The organism is Curtobacterium uvaldense (assembly GCF_028307415.1).
Lineage (GTDB): Bacteria > Actinomycetota > Actinomycetes > Actinomycetales > Microbacteriaceae > Curtobacterium.
The window spans coordinates 1-12,368 of record NZ_JAQMHU010000030.1 but is presented as its reverse complement, the minus strand read 5'-3'; the positions used below and the strand labels follow the sequence as shown (position 1 = coordinate 12,368).

At 72.6% G+C, this 12,368-nt stretch carries 13 protein-coding genes; 3 read left to right on the top strand and 10 right to left on the bottom strand.

All coding sequences use genetic code 11. The features are described from left to right. Nucleotides 1-19: 19 nt before the first annotated feature. Both PIJ49_RS14290 and PIJ49_RS14285 read right to left on the bottom strand, forming a co-directional pair. Complete coding sequence (locus PIJ49_RS14290) at nt 20-1,258, bottom strand: MFS transporter (RefSeq protein ID WP_271826898.1); 1,239 nt, start codon at nt 1,256-1,258, stop codon at nt 20-22. Nucleotides 1,259-1,475: 217 nt separating this feature from the next. After that, nucleotides 1,476-1,916 (bottom strand): MarR family winged helix-turn-helix transcriptional regulator, encoded by a 441-nt coding sequence (locus PIJ49_RS14285; RefSeq protein WP_271826897.1) that lies wholly within the window; start codon nt 1,914-1,916, stop codon nt 1,476-1,478. Between the two features lie 46 nt (nt 1,917-1,962). On the opposite strand from PIJ49_RS14285, the gene PIJ49_RS14280 reads away from it, so the two are divergent. After that, nucleotides 1,963-3,198 carry a multidrug effflux MFS transporter gene (locus tag PIJ49_RS14280; protein ID WP_066651569.1) on the top strand — a complete coding sequence of 412 codons (1,236 nt, stop codon included), beginning with the start codon at nt 1,963-1,965 and terminating at the stop codon, nt 3,196-3,198. Between the two features lie 72 nt (nt 3,199-3,270). Here the strand turns inward: PIJ49_RS14280 and PIJ49_RS14275 are convergent, their stop codons facing one another. Together PIJ49_RS14275 and PIJ49_RS14270 are read right to left on the bottom strand one after the other, a co-directional pair. Beyond that, entirely contained in the window at nt 3,271-3,996 is a 726-nt protein-coding gene (locus PIJ49_RS14275; RefSeq protein WP_271826896.1) for a phosphatase PAP2 family protein, read from the bottom strand. Between the two features lie 106 nt (nt 3,997-4,102). Then, nucleotides 4,103-4,411, bottom strand: coding sequence for a Dabb family protein (locus tag PIJ49_RS14270; protein WP_081984546.1), 309 nt, complete (start codon nt 4,409-4,411; stop codon nt 4,103-4,105). A 126-nt stretch (nt 4,412-4,537) separates the two neighbouring features. Here PIJ49_RS14270 and PIJ49_RS14265 point away from each other — a divergent pair, with 126 nt between their 5' ends. After that, a complete protein-coding gene (locus PIJ49_RS14265) occupies nt 4,538-4,894 on the top strand; it encodes a VOC family protein (RefSeq protein WP_250367744.1) in 357 nt (118 codons plus the stop codon). 69 nt (nt 4,895-4,963) lie between these two features. Here PIJ49_RS14265 and PIJ49_RS14260 read toward each other — a convergent pair whose 3' ends face one another. After that, entirely contained in the window at nt 4,964-5,851 is an 888-nt protein-coding gene (locus PIJ49_RS14260) for an SDR family oxidoreductase (RefSeq protein ID WP_066651561.1), read from the bottom strand. Between the two features lie 129 nt (nt 5,852-5,980). Here PIJ49_RS14260 and PIJ49_RS14255 point away from each other — a divergent pair, with 129 nt between their 5' ends. After that, nucleotides 5,981-6,799, top strand: coding sequence for an SDR family oxidoreductase (locus PIJ49_RS14255; RefSeq protein WP_251160003.1), 819 nt, complete (start codon nt 5,981-5,983; stop codon nt 6,797-6,799). Between the two features lie 81 nt (nt 6,800-6,880). On the opposite strand, the gene PIJ49_RS14250 is transcribed toward PIJ49_RS14255, so the two are convergent. From PIJ49_RS14250 to PIJ49_RS14230, 5 genes are all read right to left on the bottom strand, one after another. After that, a complete protein-coding gene (locus tag PIJ49_RS14250) occupies nt 6,881-7,612 on the bottom strand; it encodes a S1 family peptidase (protein WP_251154252.1) in 732 nt (243 codons plus the stop codon). A 137-nt stretch (nt 7,613-7,749) separates the two neighbouring features. Beyond that, a complete protein-coding gene (locus tag PIJ49_RS14245; RefSeq protein ID WP_271826895.1) occupies nt 7,750-8,676 on the bottom strand; it encodes an ROK family protein in 927 nt (308 codons plus the stop codon). Then, the gene (locus tag PIJ49_RS14240) at nt 8,673-10,349 is read right to left on the bottom strand and encodes a dipeptide ABC transporter ATP-binding protein (RefSeq protein ID WP_271826894.1); all 1,677 of its coding nucleotides are present in this window, start codon (nt 10,347-10,349) and stop codon (nt 8,673-8,675) included. Before PIJ49_RS14240 ends, PIJ49_RS14245 begins: the two co-directional genes overlap by 4 nt. Further along, entirely contained in the window at nt 10,350-11,243 is an 894-nt protein-coding gene (locus tag PIJ49_RS14235; protein WP_271826893.1) for an ABC transporter permease, read from the bottom strand. After that, on the bottom strand, nt 11,240-12,199 hold the full coding sequence (locus tag PIJ49_RS14230) for an ABC transporter permease (RefSeq protein ID WP_271826892.1): 960 nt from the start codon (nt 12,197-12,199) through the stop codon (nt 11,240-11,242). Before PIJ49_RS14230 ends, PIJ49_RS14235 begins: the two co-directional genes overlap by 4 nt. Nucleotides 12,200-12,368: the final 169 nt, after the last annotated feature.

The following is a 12,368-nucleotide window of genomic DNA, read 5'->3' as shown; positions in this document are numbered from 1 at the left end:
ACGGCGCGCGGCGACCGGTTCAGGCGGTCGCGGCCGCCGGAGCGTCCTCGCGGCGGGCGAGCAGGAGGTCCGCCACGGCGGCGACGACGACCAGCGCGGCAGCGTACGCGGGGAACGCCATCGCGGCACCGGTGCCCGCACGCTCGGCGACCTCGCCGACCACGGCCGACGCGACCGACTGCCCGACGATGACCGCCGAACCGAGGATCGTCATCGTGGTCGCCGAACGGCCGACGGGCGACCGGTCCGATCCCAGGCTGTACTGCGCGACGAGCGTCGGGCCGATGCCGATGCCCATGATCCCGAGCACGAGGACGACCGCCACGACGGAGTCCGCCCGGCTGAAGGCGACCGCGCCGCCCAGCAGCACGACCCCGAACACGAGCCAGCGCCAGGTCACACCGAACCGCTGTGGGAACGCCGCCGATCCGAGTGCGAGTGCTGCGGATCCGATCCCCATCACGCCGTACAGCAGGCCGGCCTGGGACGCCTCGCCCTGCTGTTCCGTGAAGGCCGTCAGCGAGGTCAGCGTCGACCCGAAGAAGAGTCCGATGCCGAGGATCCCGACGACGACCACGAGGAGTCGCGGACGGAGCAGCTGCCGGGCCGGGGCGCGCGTCTCCTGTGCCGGCCCACCGACGACGAGGGCGCCGGTCGGGTGCAGCGCGAAGGCGGTGACGAAGACGAAGGTCAGTGCCGACGCACCGGCGACGGCCACCCACGGCGCGATCGTGCTCGCGAGCAGGCCGACCAGGAACGGACCGACGATGAAGACGGTCTCGTCCGCGGCCGACTCGTACGCCATCGTGCCGCTGAAGACCTTGTCGCGGCGTGCCGGGGACATGCGCTGGCGGATGATCGCCACGAGTCGCGTGCGGGACATCGGGGCGACCTGCGGTGCGGTCGCGCCGATCAGGAACGACATCGCCAGGACCGCGAGGTCGGGCGCGGTGCTCGCGACCACGATCGGCAGGACGCCGAGCAGGACGGCGTTCGCGAGTCCGACGGGGACGAGGACGGCCCGCTGGCCGAAGCGGTCGGCGGCCGCACCGACGAGCGGCCCGAAGATCGCCGAGCCGATGCCGACGAAGGCGGAGTTGATGCCGCCGAGGGCGACGGAGTCACGGGACGCGACGACGAGGGTGAGGACACCGACGACCATCATCGCGAAGGGCAGACGGGCGATGAACGCGATCGGGAAGTACCACCGACCGGCGAGGGAGACGAGGGACGCGTCGGAGCGTCGAGGTTGGAGCATGAGGGGGTGTGCCTTCTGGGGCCCGGCCTGATCCGGCGGCGGGCCCATCGGGTGCCGCCGCTGTCCGTCGGTGGGGCCGACGGCCGGTAGATACACACTGCTTGCTGTTGTGTCCCTCCAGGGTACCAAGCCCGTCCGGACGGCACGCGGGGTCGGGACCTGCCACGGGTCGGCCGGGAGGCGCGTGGCGGGGCCGCCACGCGCCTCCCGGCCGTCGTCAGCCGCGTCGCAGGCCGTCGTCGATGCGTGCCAGCAGGTCAGCCGCGGCGCCGAGGCCACTCTCGTCGCCACCGAGGGCGGCGCGGAGCCGGCCCGCCCAGTGCGCGTGCAACCGCGCGATGCTGTCGTGGGCGAGGGCGGTGGGGTGCAGCTGCACGGTCCGGGCGTCGCCCGGGTCGGTGCGGCGCTCGACCATGCCCTTCGCGACGAGCGAGCGGAGCGCGACGCTGCAGTTGCTGCGCTGCAGCGCCGTGGCGTCGGCCACGGCACTCGGGGACGCACCCGGGTTCCGGTGCACCCAGCGCATCACGAGCGCCTCGGTGCCGGTCAGCGGGACGATGTCGAGCGCGTGCGGGCCGTGTGGGTCGACCTCGCGACCGATGCGCAGGACGACGTCGGCGAACTCGGCGAGGGCGTCGTCGGAGACCGCTGGTGCCATGTCGTCACTGTACCGTCCAGCGACGATGAGTTATGGTTTCATAACCATGACGACGGACACCGGATCCATCCGCGCCACCACGGCGACGCCCTCCACCCGCCCCACGGGCATCACGACTCCCCTGCTGCTCGTGCTCGGCCTGCTCAGCGCGGTCGCGCCCTTCGCGACCGACCTCTACCTGCCGGCGTTCCCGCGGATGACCACGGAGCTGTCCGCCTCGGCGACGACCGTGCAGCTCACCCTGACGGCGTTCCTGGTCGGTGTGACCGCGGGGCAGCTCGTGTTCGGGCCGCTGTCGGACCGTTTCGGCCGCGTGCCCCCGCTCCTCGCCGGCGCCGCGCTCTGCGTCCTCGCGAGCGCCGCAGCGGTACTCGCGCCGAACGTGGCGGTGCTCGTCGTCGCCCGGCTGCTGCAGGGCCTCGGCGGGGCGGCCGGCATGGTGATCGGCCGCGCCGTGATCTCCGACCTGGCGACCGGCAAGCCCGCCGCCCGCGCCTTCTCGCTCATGATGATCGTCGGCGGGGTCGCGCCAGTGGTGGCACCGCTCCTCGGCGGTCTGCTCACCGGACCGATCGGGTGGCGCGGACTGCTGACGATCGTGCTCGGCCTGTCGGTGCTGATGCTCGTCGCCGTGCTCGCCGTCGTGCGGGAGACGCACCTGCGCTCGCGGCGTGACGCGCTCCGGGCCGAGCGCGTGGCGTCCGGTTCCCCGCTGCGGGCCCTGAGGTCGCGGACCTTCGTCGGCTACACCGCGGTCTTCGGCTTCGCGTTCGCGGTGATGATGGCGTACATCTCGGCGTCACCGTTCCTGTACCAGGGCATGCTCGGGCTCGACACCGTCGGCTACGGGCTCGCCTTCGGTCTGAACGCACTCGCGCTGATGGGCGTGAGCATCCTGTCGGCGAAGCTCACCGCGACCCGCTCGGTCGAGGGCGTCCTGACGCTCGGCATCGCCCTCGTGGTGGCGTCCACCGTGGCGTTCGCGCTGCTCGTCGTGACCGGGGCGCCCGTCCTCTGGCTCGCGGTGCCGCTCTTCACGGCGGTCGGGTCGCTCGGCCTCGTGCTCGGGAACGCGACGGCGCTGGCGCTCGGCGCGGTCCCCGGGGTCGCGGGCAGCGCCTCGGCCGTGCTCGGCGCCCTGCAGTTCGGGCTCGCGGCGCTCGTGTCGCCGCTCGTGAGCATCGGGGGCGAGGACACGGCGGCGCCGCTCGCGGTCGTCATGCTCGCGGCCGCCGTGGTCGCCGTCGTCGCGCTCGTCGCGGCGCGGCGCAGCCGGGCGTAGCAGCGCAGCGCAGCGCAGCGCAGCGCAGCGCAGCCGGGCGTAGCGGCGTGGGGCCGCGGGGCCGTGCGCCGCTCAGTGGCGGCGCCCGAGCGGTACCGCGGCACCCTCACGCGGGCGGAGGAACGGGATGCGGGGCATCGCCCAGTCGACCCACACCACCCGGGCCGCCGGCGCGACCGCCAGCGCCCAGAGGATCGAGGCCGCCGCGTCCGTCGGGTAGTGCACGGCGTCGATCGAGACCGACAGGAACACGACCACGATCGCCACGACACCGGCGACCCGGGCGACCTGGTGCCACCGCGTCTCGCGGACGACCCACACGAGCGCGATCACGAACGCCGTGATGTAGACCGTGTGCCCGCTCGGGTACCCGGGGTCGGGCTGGACGGGGAACGGGTGCGGCAGCAGTGCCACGTCGGGCCGGGCGCGGTGGACGATCTCCTTGACGACGGCGGACGGCAGCCACGTGATCGCGATCGTCATGCCGAAGCCGAGGGCCGGTCGGAGGTCCCGTGCCCGCCACCAGATGACACCAGCGACGATGAACGTGATCGCGATCGCCGGCACCGGGCTGATGACGTGGTAGACCGCCGTCGTGAACGCACCGAGCGCACCGGTGTGCAGCGTGTTGAACGCCTTCGCGAGCCCCGCGTCCACCGAACCGAGGAAGAACCCGATCACCGTCAGCACGACCACGGCCCCGCTGCCGATCGTGACGGTCGCCAGCGGGTGGGGGTTCGGCTCGAGGATGCCGACGACGTCGGCCCTCCTGCGGCGGCGCTCGGGCTCGGTGCTCATCCACCCATCGTCCCAGGGAGAGCCGCCCGTGCCCGGCACGCGCGGCACGCGCAGATCAGAGACCGCTCAGCCTGACGCCCGTGGCCCGGCGGAGGACGCCCCCGGCTCAGTCCTCGACGTCGAACACGACGACGCGGCTGCTGCCGGCGCCGATGTGGTCGGCGACCGGACGGTGCTCCGGGTGCGGCAGGTAGCCGGCGAGCGCCTCGCGGTCACGGAAGCGCACGGTGAGCATCCAGTCGAACCCGCCCTCGAGGCCCTCGGTGCTGATGCTCGGTCCGGAGTGCACCGACTCCACTCCGTCGATGCGGGGCAGGTGGTCACGGCAGAGCGCATCCGCCTGCACGGCGTGCTCGCCGACCCCGTCCCGCGCTGCGTCCCACTGCACCAGCACCACGTGCGTCACACCAGCCATGCCCTGCTCCCGTCGTCACCGCCCACACTGCCACCCGAGCACTGGGACACCACCCCGCCTGTGCCCGCACGCAACCACGCGACCTACCGTCGGCCGGGTACGAGACGGCACGACGAGAGGAACACCATGGCAAGCGGAGTGGCAGCGGTCTGGGTACCGGTCAGTGACATGCAGCGCGCGGTCGCGTTCTACCGCGACGCGCTCGGCCTGACGGTCGCGAGCGAGGACGACGACTGGAGCGAGATCGACGCGAACGGCCTGCGCATCGGCCTGAACGGTCGGGAGTCGGCGAGCCCGTCGAGCGGCGGCGGCGCGGTCGTGTCGTTCCAGCCGGACGGCAGCATCGAGGACGAGGTCGCCGACCTGCGGTCGAAGGGTGTCGAGTTCGCGGGTGACGTCAGCGAGCACCCGTGGGGCAAGATCGTGCCCTTCAAGGACAGCGAGGGCAACGACCTGCAGCTGTACTCGCCGCCGCAGGGCTGACGCGACGACCCGCAGACGGGAGGCGCGGTGCCAGCTGGCACCGCGCCTCCCGTCCTCCTGCAGCGCCGTCTAGAACGCGGGCGTCCCGCCGGCGATCGTGATGGTCGAGCCGGACTGGTAGCTCGACTCCGGGCTGACGAGGTGCACGTACGCGGCTCCGAGCTCGGCCGGCTGGCCGGGGCGGCCGAACGGCGACTGCTCGCCGAAGTGCGACACCGTCTCGGCGTCGTCGGACCCGGGCTGCAGCGGCGTCCACACCGGACCCGGCGCGACCGAGTTGACACGGATGCCCTTCGGGGCGAGCTGCTGCGCGACGGCCTCAGTGAAGGTCTTGACCGCGCTCTTCGAGATCGCGTAGTCGATCTTGTCGGGCGACGGGGTCGCTGCCTGGATCGATCCGGTCGTGACGATCGTCGAGCCGGGCTCGAGGTGCGGCACTGCGGCCTGCGTCAGCCAGAACAGCGAGTAGATGTTCGTCTTGAACGTCGAGTCGAAGTGCTCGGTGGTCAGCGACAGGATGTCGTCGTTGCTGTCCATGCGACCGGCGACCATGACGAGGGTGTCGAGCCCGCCGAGCTCGTCGACCGCCTTCTGCACGAGGTCCTTGCAGTACTGCTCGTCGGAGATGTCCCCGGGGACGAGGACGGCCTTGCGGCCCTCGGACTCCAGGAGGTCGCGGACCTGCTCGGCGTCCTCCTGCTCGTCGGGCAGGTAGGAGAGGACGAGGTCGGCACCCTCACGGGACATCGCGATGGCGGCGGCGCGGCCGATGCCGGAGTCCGCCCCGGTCACGATGCCGCGGAAGCCGGTCAGCCGTTCCTTGCCGACGTAGCTCTGCTCGCCGTGGTCGGGCTCCGGGTCCATCTTCCACGCGGCACCCGGCAGGGACTGCTCCTGCTTCGGGAACGGCGGCTTCGGGTAGAGGGAGTTCGGGTCGCGCTTCTCGTACTGGCTCATGGGGCCATGGTGCTCGCGAGCTGCTCCGTGCCGGTCCAGTCGGCCACGTGTCACCCGGGCACCCAGGTCGCACCCGGGCGACGGGCGTTGCCTGCTCGCGGTCACCCGATCAGCAACTGGAGGCAGCGAATGGCCAAGACCTGGTTCATCACCGGAGCATCGAAGGGCTTCGGCCGCGAGTGGGCGGAGGCCGCCCTGGAGCGCGGGGACTCCGTCGCGGGCACTGCCCGGGACACCGACGACGTGCAGGCACTCGTCGAGCAGTACCCGGACACCTTCCTGGCGATCCGGCTCGACGTCACCGACAAGGCCGCCGACACCGCTGCGGTGCAGCAGGCCGCGGAGCACTTCGGCCGGCTCGACGTGGTCGTGAACAACGCGGGCTTCGGCCACTTCGGCATGGTCGAGGAGCTCACCGAGGACGAGGTCCGCGCGCAGCTCGAGACGAACTTCTTCGGCGCGCTCTGGGTCACGCAGGCGGCGCTGCCGATCATGCGCGAGCAGGGCTCGGGCCACATCGTGCAGGTCTCGAGCATCGGCGGCATCAGCGCGTTCCCGACGGTCGGCGCGTACCACGCGTCGAAGTGGGCGCTCGAGGGCCTGTCCCAGTCCCTGTCGCAGGAGGTCTCGGGGTTCGGTGTCTCCGTCACCCTCGTCGAGCCGGGCGGCTTCTCGACCGACTGGTCCGGTCCGTCCTCGAAGCACAGCGAGGAGCTCGACGCCTACGCGGACGTCCGCGAGGCCGCCTCGAAGCGTCCGTCCGCATCGGACCCGGGCAAGCCCGAGGCGACCCGCTCGGCGATCCTCAAGGTCGTCGACGCCGAGCAGCCGCCGCTGCGGGTCTTCTTCGGCAAGGCGCCGCTCGGCATCGCCGAGCAGGACTACGAGTCGCGGCTCGCGACGTGGCGCGAGTGGCAGCCGGTCGCCGAGGAGGCGCACGGCGCCTGAGCGCCGACGTCACCACGTGACGGACGGGAGGCTCCCCACCAGCTGGTGGGGAGCCTCCCGTCCGTCGGTGGGTCGCGTCGGTCAGACGCCCGCCGTCGACCGGATCCACGAGGACGACTGCGACAGCAGTGCGTAGTTCGACCCGGCCGTCGTGTCCGCACCGGGGTCGGCGCTGTCGCCGGTGGAGCACACCGCGACGACCTTGCCGTTGACCAGGAGCGGGCCGCCGGAGTCGCCGTGGTTCGACGCGCCGGTGACGCCGGTGACGTGCTGCGCCTTGCCGCTGTAGGCGTCGCGCGTCGCACCCGTGAGCGACACGGTCGCCTGGTACAGCGCGTCCGACTGCTGCGCGTTCGCGCGGAGGCCGTAGCCCTGGATGACGCCGGTCCCGCTCGACTTCGCCGCGGCGGTCAGGTCGAGGGGGGCGTAGGTCGACAGCGCGTAGGTGCTGCGCAGGTGCACGAGCGCGATGTCCCCGGCCGGCGCGGCGCTGACGCGGTCGATCGCGACGGCGGTGCCGCGGTTCGTGGTGGAGTTCGAGTGGTAGACGTTCATCGCGCCGATGCCGTCGATGCAGTGGCGGGCGGTGACGATCCACGAGGCGTTGATCTGCTCGCCGGTGCAGTTGCTGACGTACCCGGACGGGATGGTGCCGCCGGACGCCTCGAGCTGGACGGCCCAGGTGGTGGTGGGTGCCTTCTCACCGCCGACGACCTCGGTGCCCGCGGGCAGCGCGGAGGCGGGGGTGGCGGCGAACACGCCGCCGGCGACGACGGCCACGGCGGCGAACGCCGCTGCGAGGGTGTGCTTCACGGGGACTCCTCTGTTCCTGGCTCCTGCACCGTTGCAGGATGCAACTGCGGTCATCCTGACCCTCGTCCGGGGGCCGCGCCAGTCCGCACTTCCACCGACACGGGTTCGGATCCGCGTCCTGGTCCGGGCGCTGAGGGTCAGCGTGCAGGGGCGTCCTCGAACAGGCGCGCTCGGACCCGGGCAGCCGCGCCGAGGGCGACCGCGTCCGCACCGAGGGCCGAGTGCGCGAACCGGACCGCGGCACCGCTGACCGGGGGCTCCGCCGTGATCGCCGCTGCCACAGCGGGTCCGAGGAGGTCCCAGGACCGTGCGATGCCGCCACCGACGACCACCGTGGTCACGTCGAGGATCCCGGCCGCGAGCAGCGCCGCGCGGGCGACGCCCCACCCCGCGGTCCGGAACACCTCGACCGCGTCAGCGTCTCCGGAACGTGCGGCGTCGGCCACGTCGCGCGCCGACACCCGACGGCCGGAGCGTTCGGCGTACCGGTCGGCGATGCCGCGTGCGCCGGCCACCGTCTCCAGGTGCCCGGACTGCCCGCAGGTGCACGGTGCGTCGCCGAAACCGGGGACGTGGCCGATCTCCCCGGCGGCACCACGAGGCCCTGCGAAGAGTTCCCCGCCGAGCACGAGGGCGCCGCCGACACCGGTGCCCAGGGTCATGCCCAGCACGTCGGTCTCCCCCTCGACCGCACCGGTGGCGACCTCGCCGAGCAGGAAGGCGTTCACGTCGTTGTCGAGCGTGGCGGGCACCCCCACGGCCGCGGTGATCGCTTCGGTGACCCGGTAGCCAGCCCAACCGGTGAACGAGTTCGCGGTGACCAGGACCGTCCCGCTCCCTGCGTCGACGACACCGGCGGCTCCGACACCGACGCCGACGAGCACGGCACCGTGCCGGTCGAGCAGTCCCGCCACGGCGTCGAGCGCTGCACCGACGATCGCCGCACCGCCCTCGTGCGCGGGTGTCGGGAGGTCGATGCGGTCGACGACGACGAGGTCGGCGTCGGTGAGGACGACCTTGGTGTTCGTGCCCCCGACGTCGATCCCTGCGATCACCGCGCTCACGCGTCGACCGCCGACAGGGTCGCCGACCGTTCCGTCCGCCGACGGCGCTGCACGACCGGGTCCGGCACCGGGACCGCCGCGAGGAGCCGCCTGGTGTAGTCGGTCTGCGGGTGCACGAGGGTCTCCCCCGTCGTCCCCTGCTCCACGACCACCCCCTGCCGCATCACGACGACGCGCTGCGCGAAGTGCTGCACCACGGCCAGGTCGTGGGAGACGAACAGGCAGGCGAAGCCGAGGTCGCGCTGGAGGTCGGTGAGGACCTCGAGCACCGCCTCCTGCACGCTGACGTCGAGGGCGCTGGTCGGCTCGTCTGCGACCAGCAGCCGGGGTTCGAGCACGAGTGCCCGGGCGAGCGAGACCCGCTGGCGCTGCCCGCCGGAGAGCTCGCGGGGAGCCCGACCGGCCAGGGCGCGCGGCAGTCGGACGGCGTCGAGCACCTCGTCCACGCGACGACGACGCTCAGCGGCCGACGTTCCGCGTCGGTGCACGGCCAGGGGTTCGGCGATGCACTCGCCGACCGACATCCGGGCGTCGAGCGACGCCACCGGGTCCTGCAGGACCACGCCGATGCCCGCCCGGAGTCGTCGCCGCGATCCCCCGCGGACGCGCCGGAGGTCCTCGTCGAACAGCCGCACGCTCCCACCGGTGGGCCGGACCAGGCCGAGCGCGACCCGGGCGGCGGTGGACTTGCCCGATCCGGACTCGCCCACGAGCCCGACCGTCTCGCCGGCGTGCACCGCGACGTCGATGCCGCGCAGGGCGGGGACGGCCCGCGCGCCGCGGCCGAAGACGACGGAGACGTCCCGCAGGTCGACCACCGGCGCCCGATCCTCCGTCGCCGCGCCGACGGCCGCCGATCGCGTGTTGACCGGAGGGAGCGGCGTGTCCGCGACCCGGAGCCGTGGGACCGCCGCGAGGAGGCGCTTCGTGTAGTCGTGCCTGGGGCGGAGCAGGACGTCCTCGACACCCCCGGTCTCGACCACCTCACCCTGCAGCATCACGGCCACGCGGTCGGCGAAGTCCGCGACGACACCCATGTTGTGCGTGACGAGCAGGACACCGGTCCCCGAGTCGGCCGCCAGGCGGCGCAGCAGCTCGAGGATCTCTGCCTGCACGGTGACGTCGAGCGCGGTCGTCGGCTCGTCGGCGATGAGGAGCGCCGGCTCGTTGGCGATCGCCATCGCGATGACGACGCGCTGGCGCTGTCCGCCGGAGAGCTGGAACGGGAAGGCCTTCGCGCGGGTCTCGGGCGAGGGGATGCCGACGCGGTCGAGCAGGTCGACGGCTGCGGCGGCGGCCTCGGCGGCGGAGACCGACCGGTGGTTCCGGATGACCTCGGCGATCTGCGCGCCGACGCGCGTGAGCGGGTCGAGGGCGGTCGCCGGTTCCTGGAACACCATCGACACGGTGTTGCCCCGCAGCCCGCGCAGGGACGACTCCGTCGCCCCGACGACCTCGTGGCCGTCGACGACCGCGCTCCCCCGGGCCGTCGCGTTGCCGGAGAGCAGCCCCATCGCGGCGAGCGCCAAGGTCGACTTGCCCGACCCGGACTCACCGACGAGGGCGAGGGTCTCCCCCGGGTCGACGTGCAGGGAGACGCCGCGGACCGCGTCGACGGGACCGGTCTCCGTGGTGAACACGACCCCGAGGTCGGTGGTGGTCAGGACGGACATCTAGCGGCCCCTCACGTCGAAGGCATCACGGAGCCCGTCACCCACGGCGTTGAACGCGCAGACGACGAGGATCACGGCGAGCCCCGGTGGCACGATCAACCACCAGCGGCCCGAGTACGCGGCGGTGAGTCCCGCCGAGAGCATGCCGCCCCAGTCGGTCGCGGGCGGCTGCACCCCGAGGCCGAGGTACGACACGTAGGCCACGAGCAGGATCGCATCGGCGACCTGGAACGTCGCAGCGACCACGATCGTCGAGACCGAGTTCGGCAGCAGGTGCTTCCCGATCGCGCGAGCGTGGGACCCGCCGATCGCACGGAGGGTCAGGACGTAGTCGCGGTTCTTCAGCGTCAGCGTCTCCGCACGGATCAGCCGCGAGGGCACGAGCCACGACACGAGCCCGAGGATCACGATGAGCCCGGCGACCCCCGGGGTGGTGATCGCCGAGATGACGAGCAGGATGAACAGGGCGGGGATCGCGATACCCGCGTCGACGACGCGCATCATCACGGCGTCGACCCAACCACCGAGGTAGCCGGCGACCGAGCCCCACAGGGTGCCGACGACGGTCGCCAGGACACCGGCCGCGATGCCGACCATCAGCGACACCTTGCCGCCGTACATCAGCCGACCGAGGACGTCGTGCCCGACGGCGTCGGTGCCGAGGAGGTGCGCGGCGCTCGGGCCGAGGTTCGCCTCGGACAGTTGCGTGTGCACCTGGTCGGTCGGGTACACGAACGGCCCGACGAAGCAGAACAGCACGATGACGACGATCACGGTGAGGCCGATGACCGCCAGGGTGTTGTGCCGGAAGCGACGGACGGCGAGACGCCAGCCCGTCGCGGCGACGGTCGCGGGGGCGCCGGGGGCCTCCGGCGCGATCTGGACGGCGGTCATGCGCGGCTCGCCTTCACTCGGGGATCGATGAGGGACTGCGCGACGTCGGCGAGCAGGGTGCCCACGACGGTCGCGATGGAGATGACGAGCACGCAGCCGAGCAACGTCGGGTAGTCCGAGGACTGGGCCGCGTTCCAGAACAGCAGGCCCATGCCCGGGTAGTTGAAGAGTTGCTCCGTGACGAGTGCGCCGCCGAAGAGCACCGGCAGGTAGTAGCCGAGCATCGCCACCACCGGGGTGAGCGAGTTCCGGAACACGTGCCGCCGGAGGATCGCCGCGGTCGACGCTCCACCGGCCCGCGCGGTGCGTACGTAGTCCTCCTGCAGGTTCTCGAGCGTCGCCGCCCGCATGTACCGACTGAACACGGCGATCATCGCGAGGGCTCCGGTCAGGACGGGAAGGACGAGGCCCGCCGGGTCCTGGAACACCTCGGCCAGGGTGGTGCCGCTCGGTGCCTGCGACGGCAGCCACGGCAGCTGCTGGCTGAACACGATGATGAGGACGAGCCCCAGGAAGAACGCCGGCGTCGAGTAGAAGACGAACGCCAGCGCGGTCGCCGCGTAGTCGACCGCGCCGTTGCGGCGAGCGGCCTGCAGCATCCCGATCGGGATCGCGACGAGGAGTCCGAGCACGGCGGACAGTCCGGTGAGCACGAGCGTCTTCGGCAGGCGCTCGACGATGAGCTGCCCGACGGGCTCGTTGAGCGTGTACGAGGTGCCGAGGTCCCCGGAGAGCAGCCGCCCGAGGAACCGGACGTACTGCACCGGCAGCGGCTGGTCGAGCCCCTGCGCCTGGTTGAAGGTGGCGATCTGCGCGGGTGTCGCGGAGACACCGAGCACACCGCGGGCGGGACCGCCCGGCAGGGCGTGCAGGAGGCAGAACACGACGACGGTGACGATGAGGATCACGGCGAGCGCCTGCAGGACGCGCCTGGTGAGGTAGAGAGCTGTGGTCATGCGGCTTCCCTCGTTCGGGTGGTTGCTGAGCCGGGGTGGGGGGGGGGGGGGGGGGGGGGGGGGGGGGGGGCCGCGGCCGCCCCCCCCCCCCCCGCCGGTCCGGTCGCCCTCGTCGACACCGGGGACGACGAGGAACTGCTGCTGCGGTGCCTCGACCTGGTCGGTGTCG

What these genes read in the sequence shown, in the direction of transcription:
- PIJ49_RS14290 (WP_271826898.1), bottom strand. Translation starts at nt 1,258, where the DNA reads ATGCTCCAACCTCGACGCTCCGACGCGTCCCTCGTCTCCCTCGCCGGT.
- PIJ49_RS14285 (WP_271826897.1), bottom strand. Translation starts at nt 1,916, where the DNA reads ATGGCACCAGCGGTCTCCGACGACGCCCTCGCCGAGTTCGCCGACGTC.
- PIJ49_RS14280 (WP_066651569.1), top strand. Translation starts at nt 1,963, where the DNA reads ATGACGACGGACACCGGATCCATCCGCGCCACCACGGCGACGCCCTCC.
- PIJ49_RS14275 (WP_271826896.1), bottom strand. Translation starts at nt 3,996, where the DNA reads ATGAGCACCGAGCCCGAGCGCCGCCGCAGGAGGGCCGACGTCGTCGGC.
- PIJ49_RS14270 (WP_081984546.1), bottom strand. Translation starts at nt 4,411, where the DNA reads ATGGCTGGTGTGACGCACGTGGTGCTGGTGCAGTGGGACGCAGCGCGG.
- PIJ49_RS14265 (WP_250367744.1), top strand. Translation starts at nt 4,538, where the DNA reads ATGGCAAGCGGAGTGGCAGCGGTCTGGGTACCGGTCAGTGACATGCAG.
- PIJ49_RS14260 (WP_066651561.1), bottom strand. Translation starts at nt 5,851, where the DNA reads ATGAGCCAGTACGAGAAGCGCGACCCGAACTCCCTCTACCCGAAGCCG.
- PIJ49_RS14255 (WP_251160003.1), top strand. Translation starts at nt 5,981, where the DNA reads ATGGCCAAGACCTGGTTCATCACCGGAGCATCGAAGGGCTTCGGCCGC.
- PIJ49_RS14240 (WP_271826894.1), bottom strand. Translation starts at nt 10,349, where the DNA reads ATGTCCGTCCTGACCACCACCGACCTCGGGGTCGTGTTCACCACGGAG.
- PIJ49_RS14235 (WP_271826893.1), bottom strand. Translation starts at nt 11,243, where the DNA reads ATGACCGCCGTCCAGATCGCGCCGGAGGCCCCCGGCGCCCCCGCGACC.
- PIJ49_RS14230 (WP_271826892.1), bottom strand. Translation starts at nt 12,199, where the DNA reads ATGACCACAGCTCTCTACCTCACCAGGCGCGTCCTGCAGGCGCTCGCC.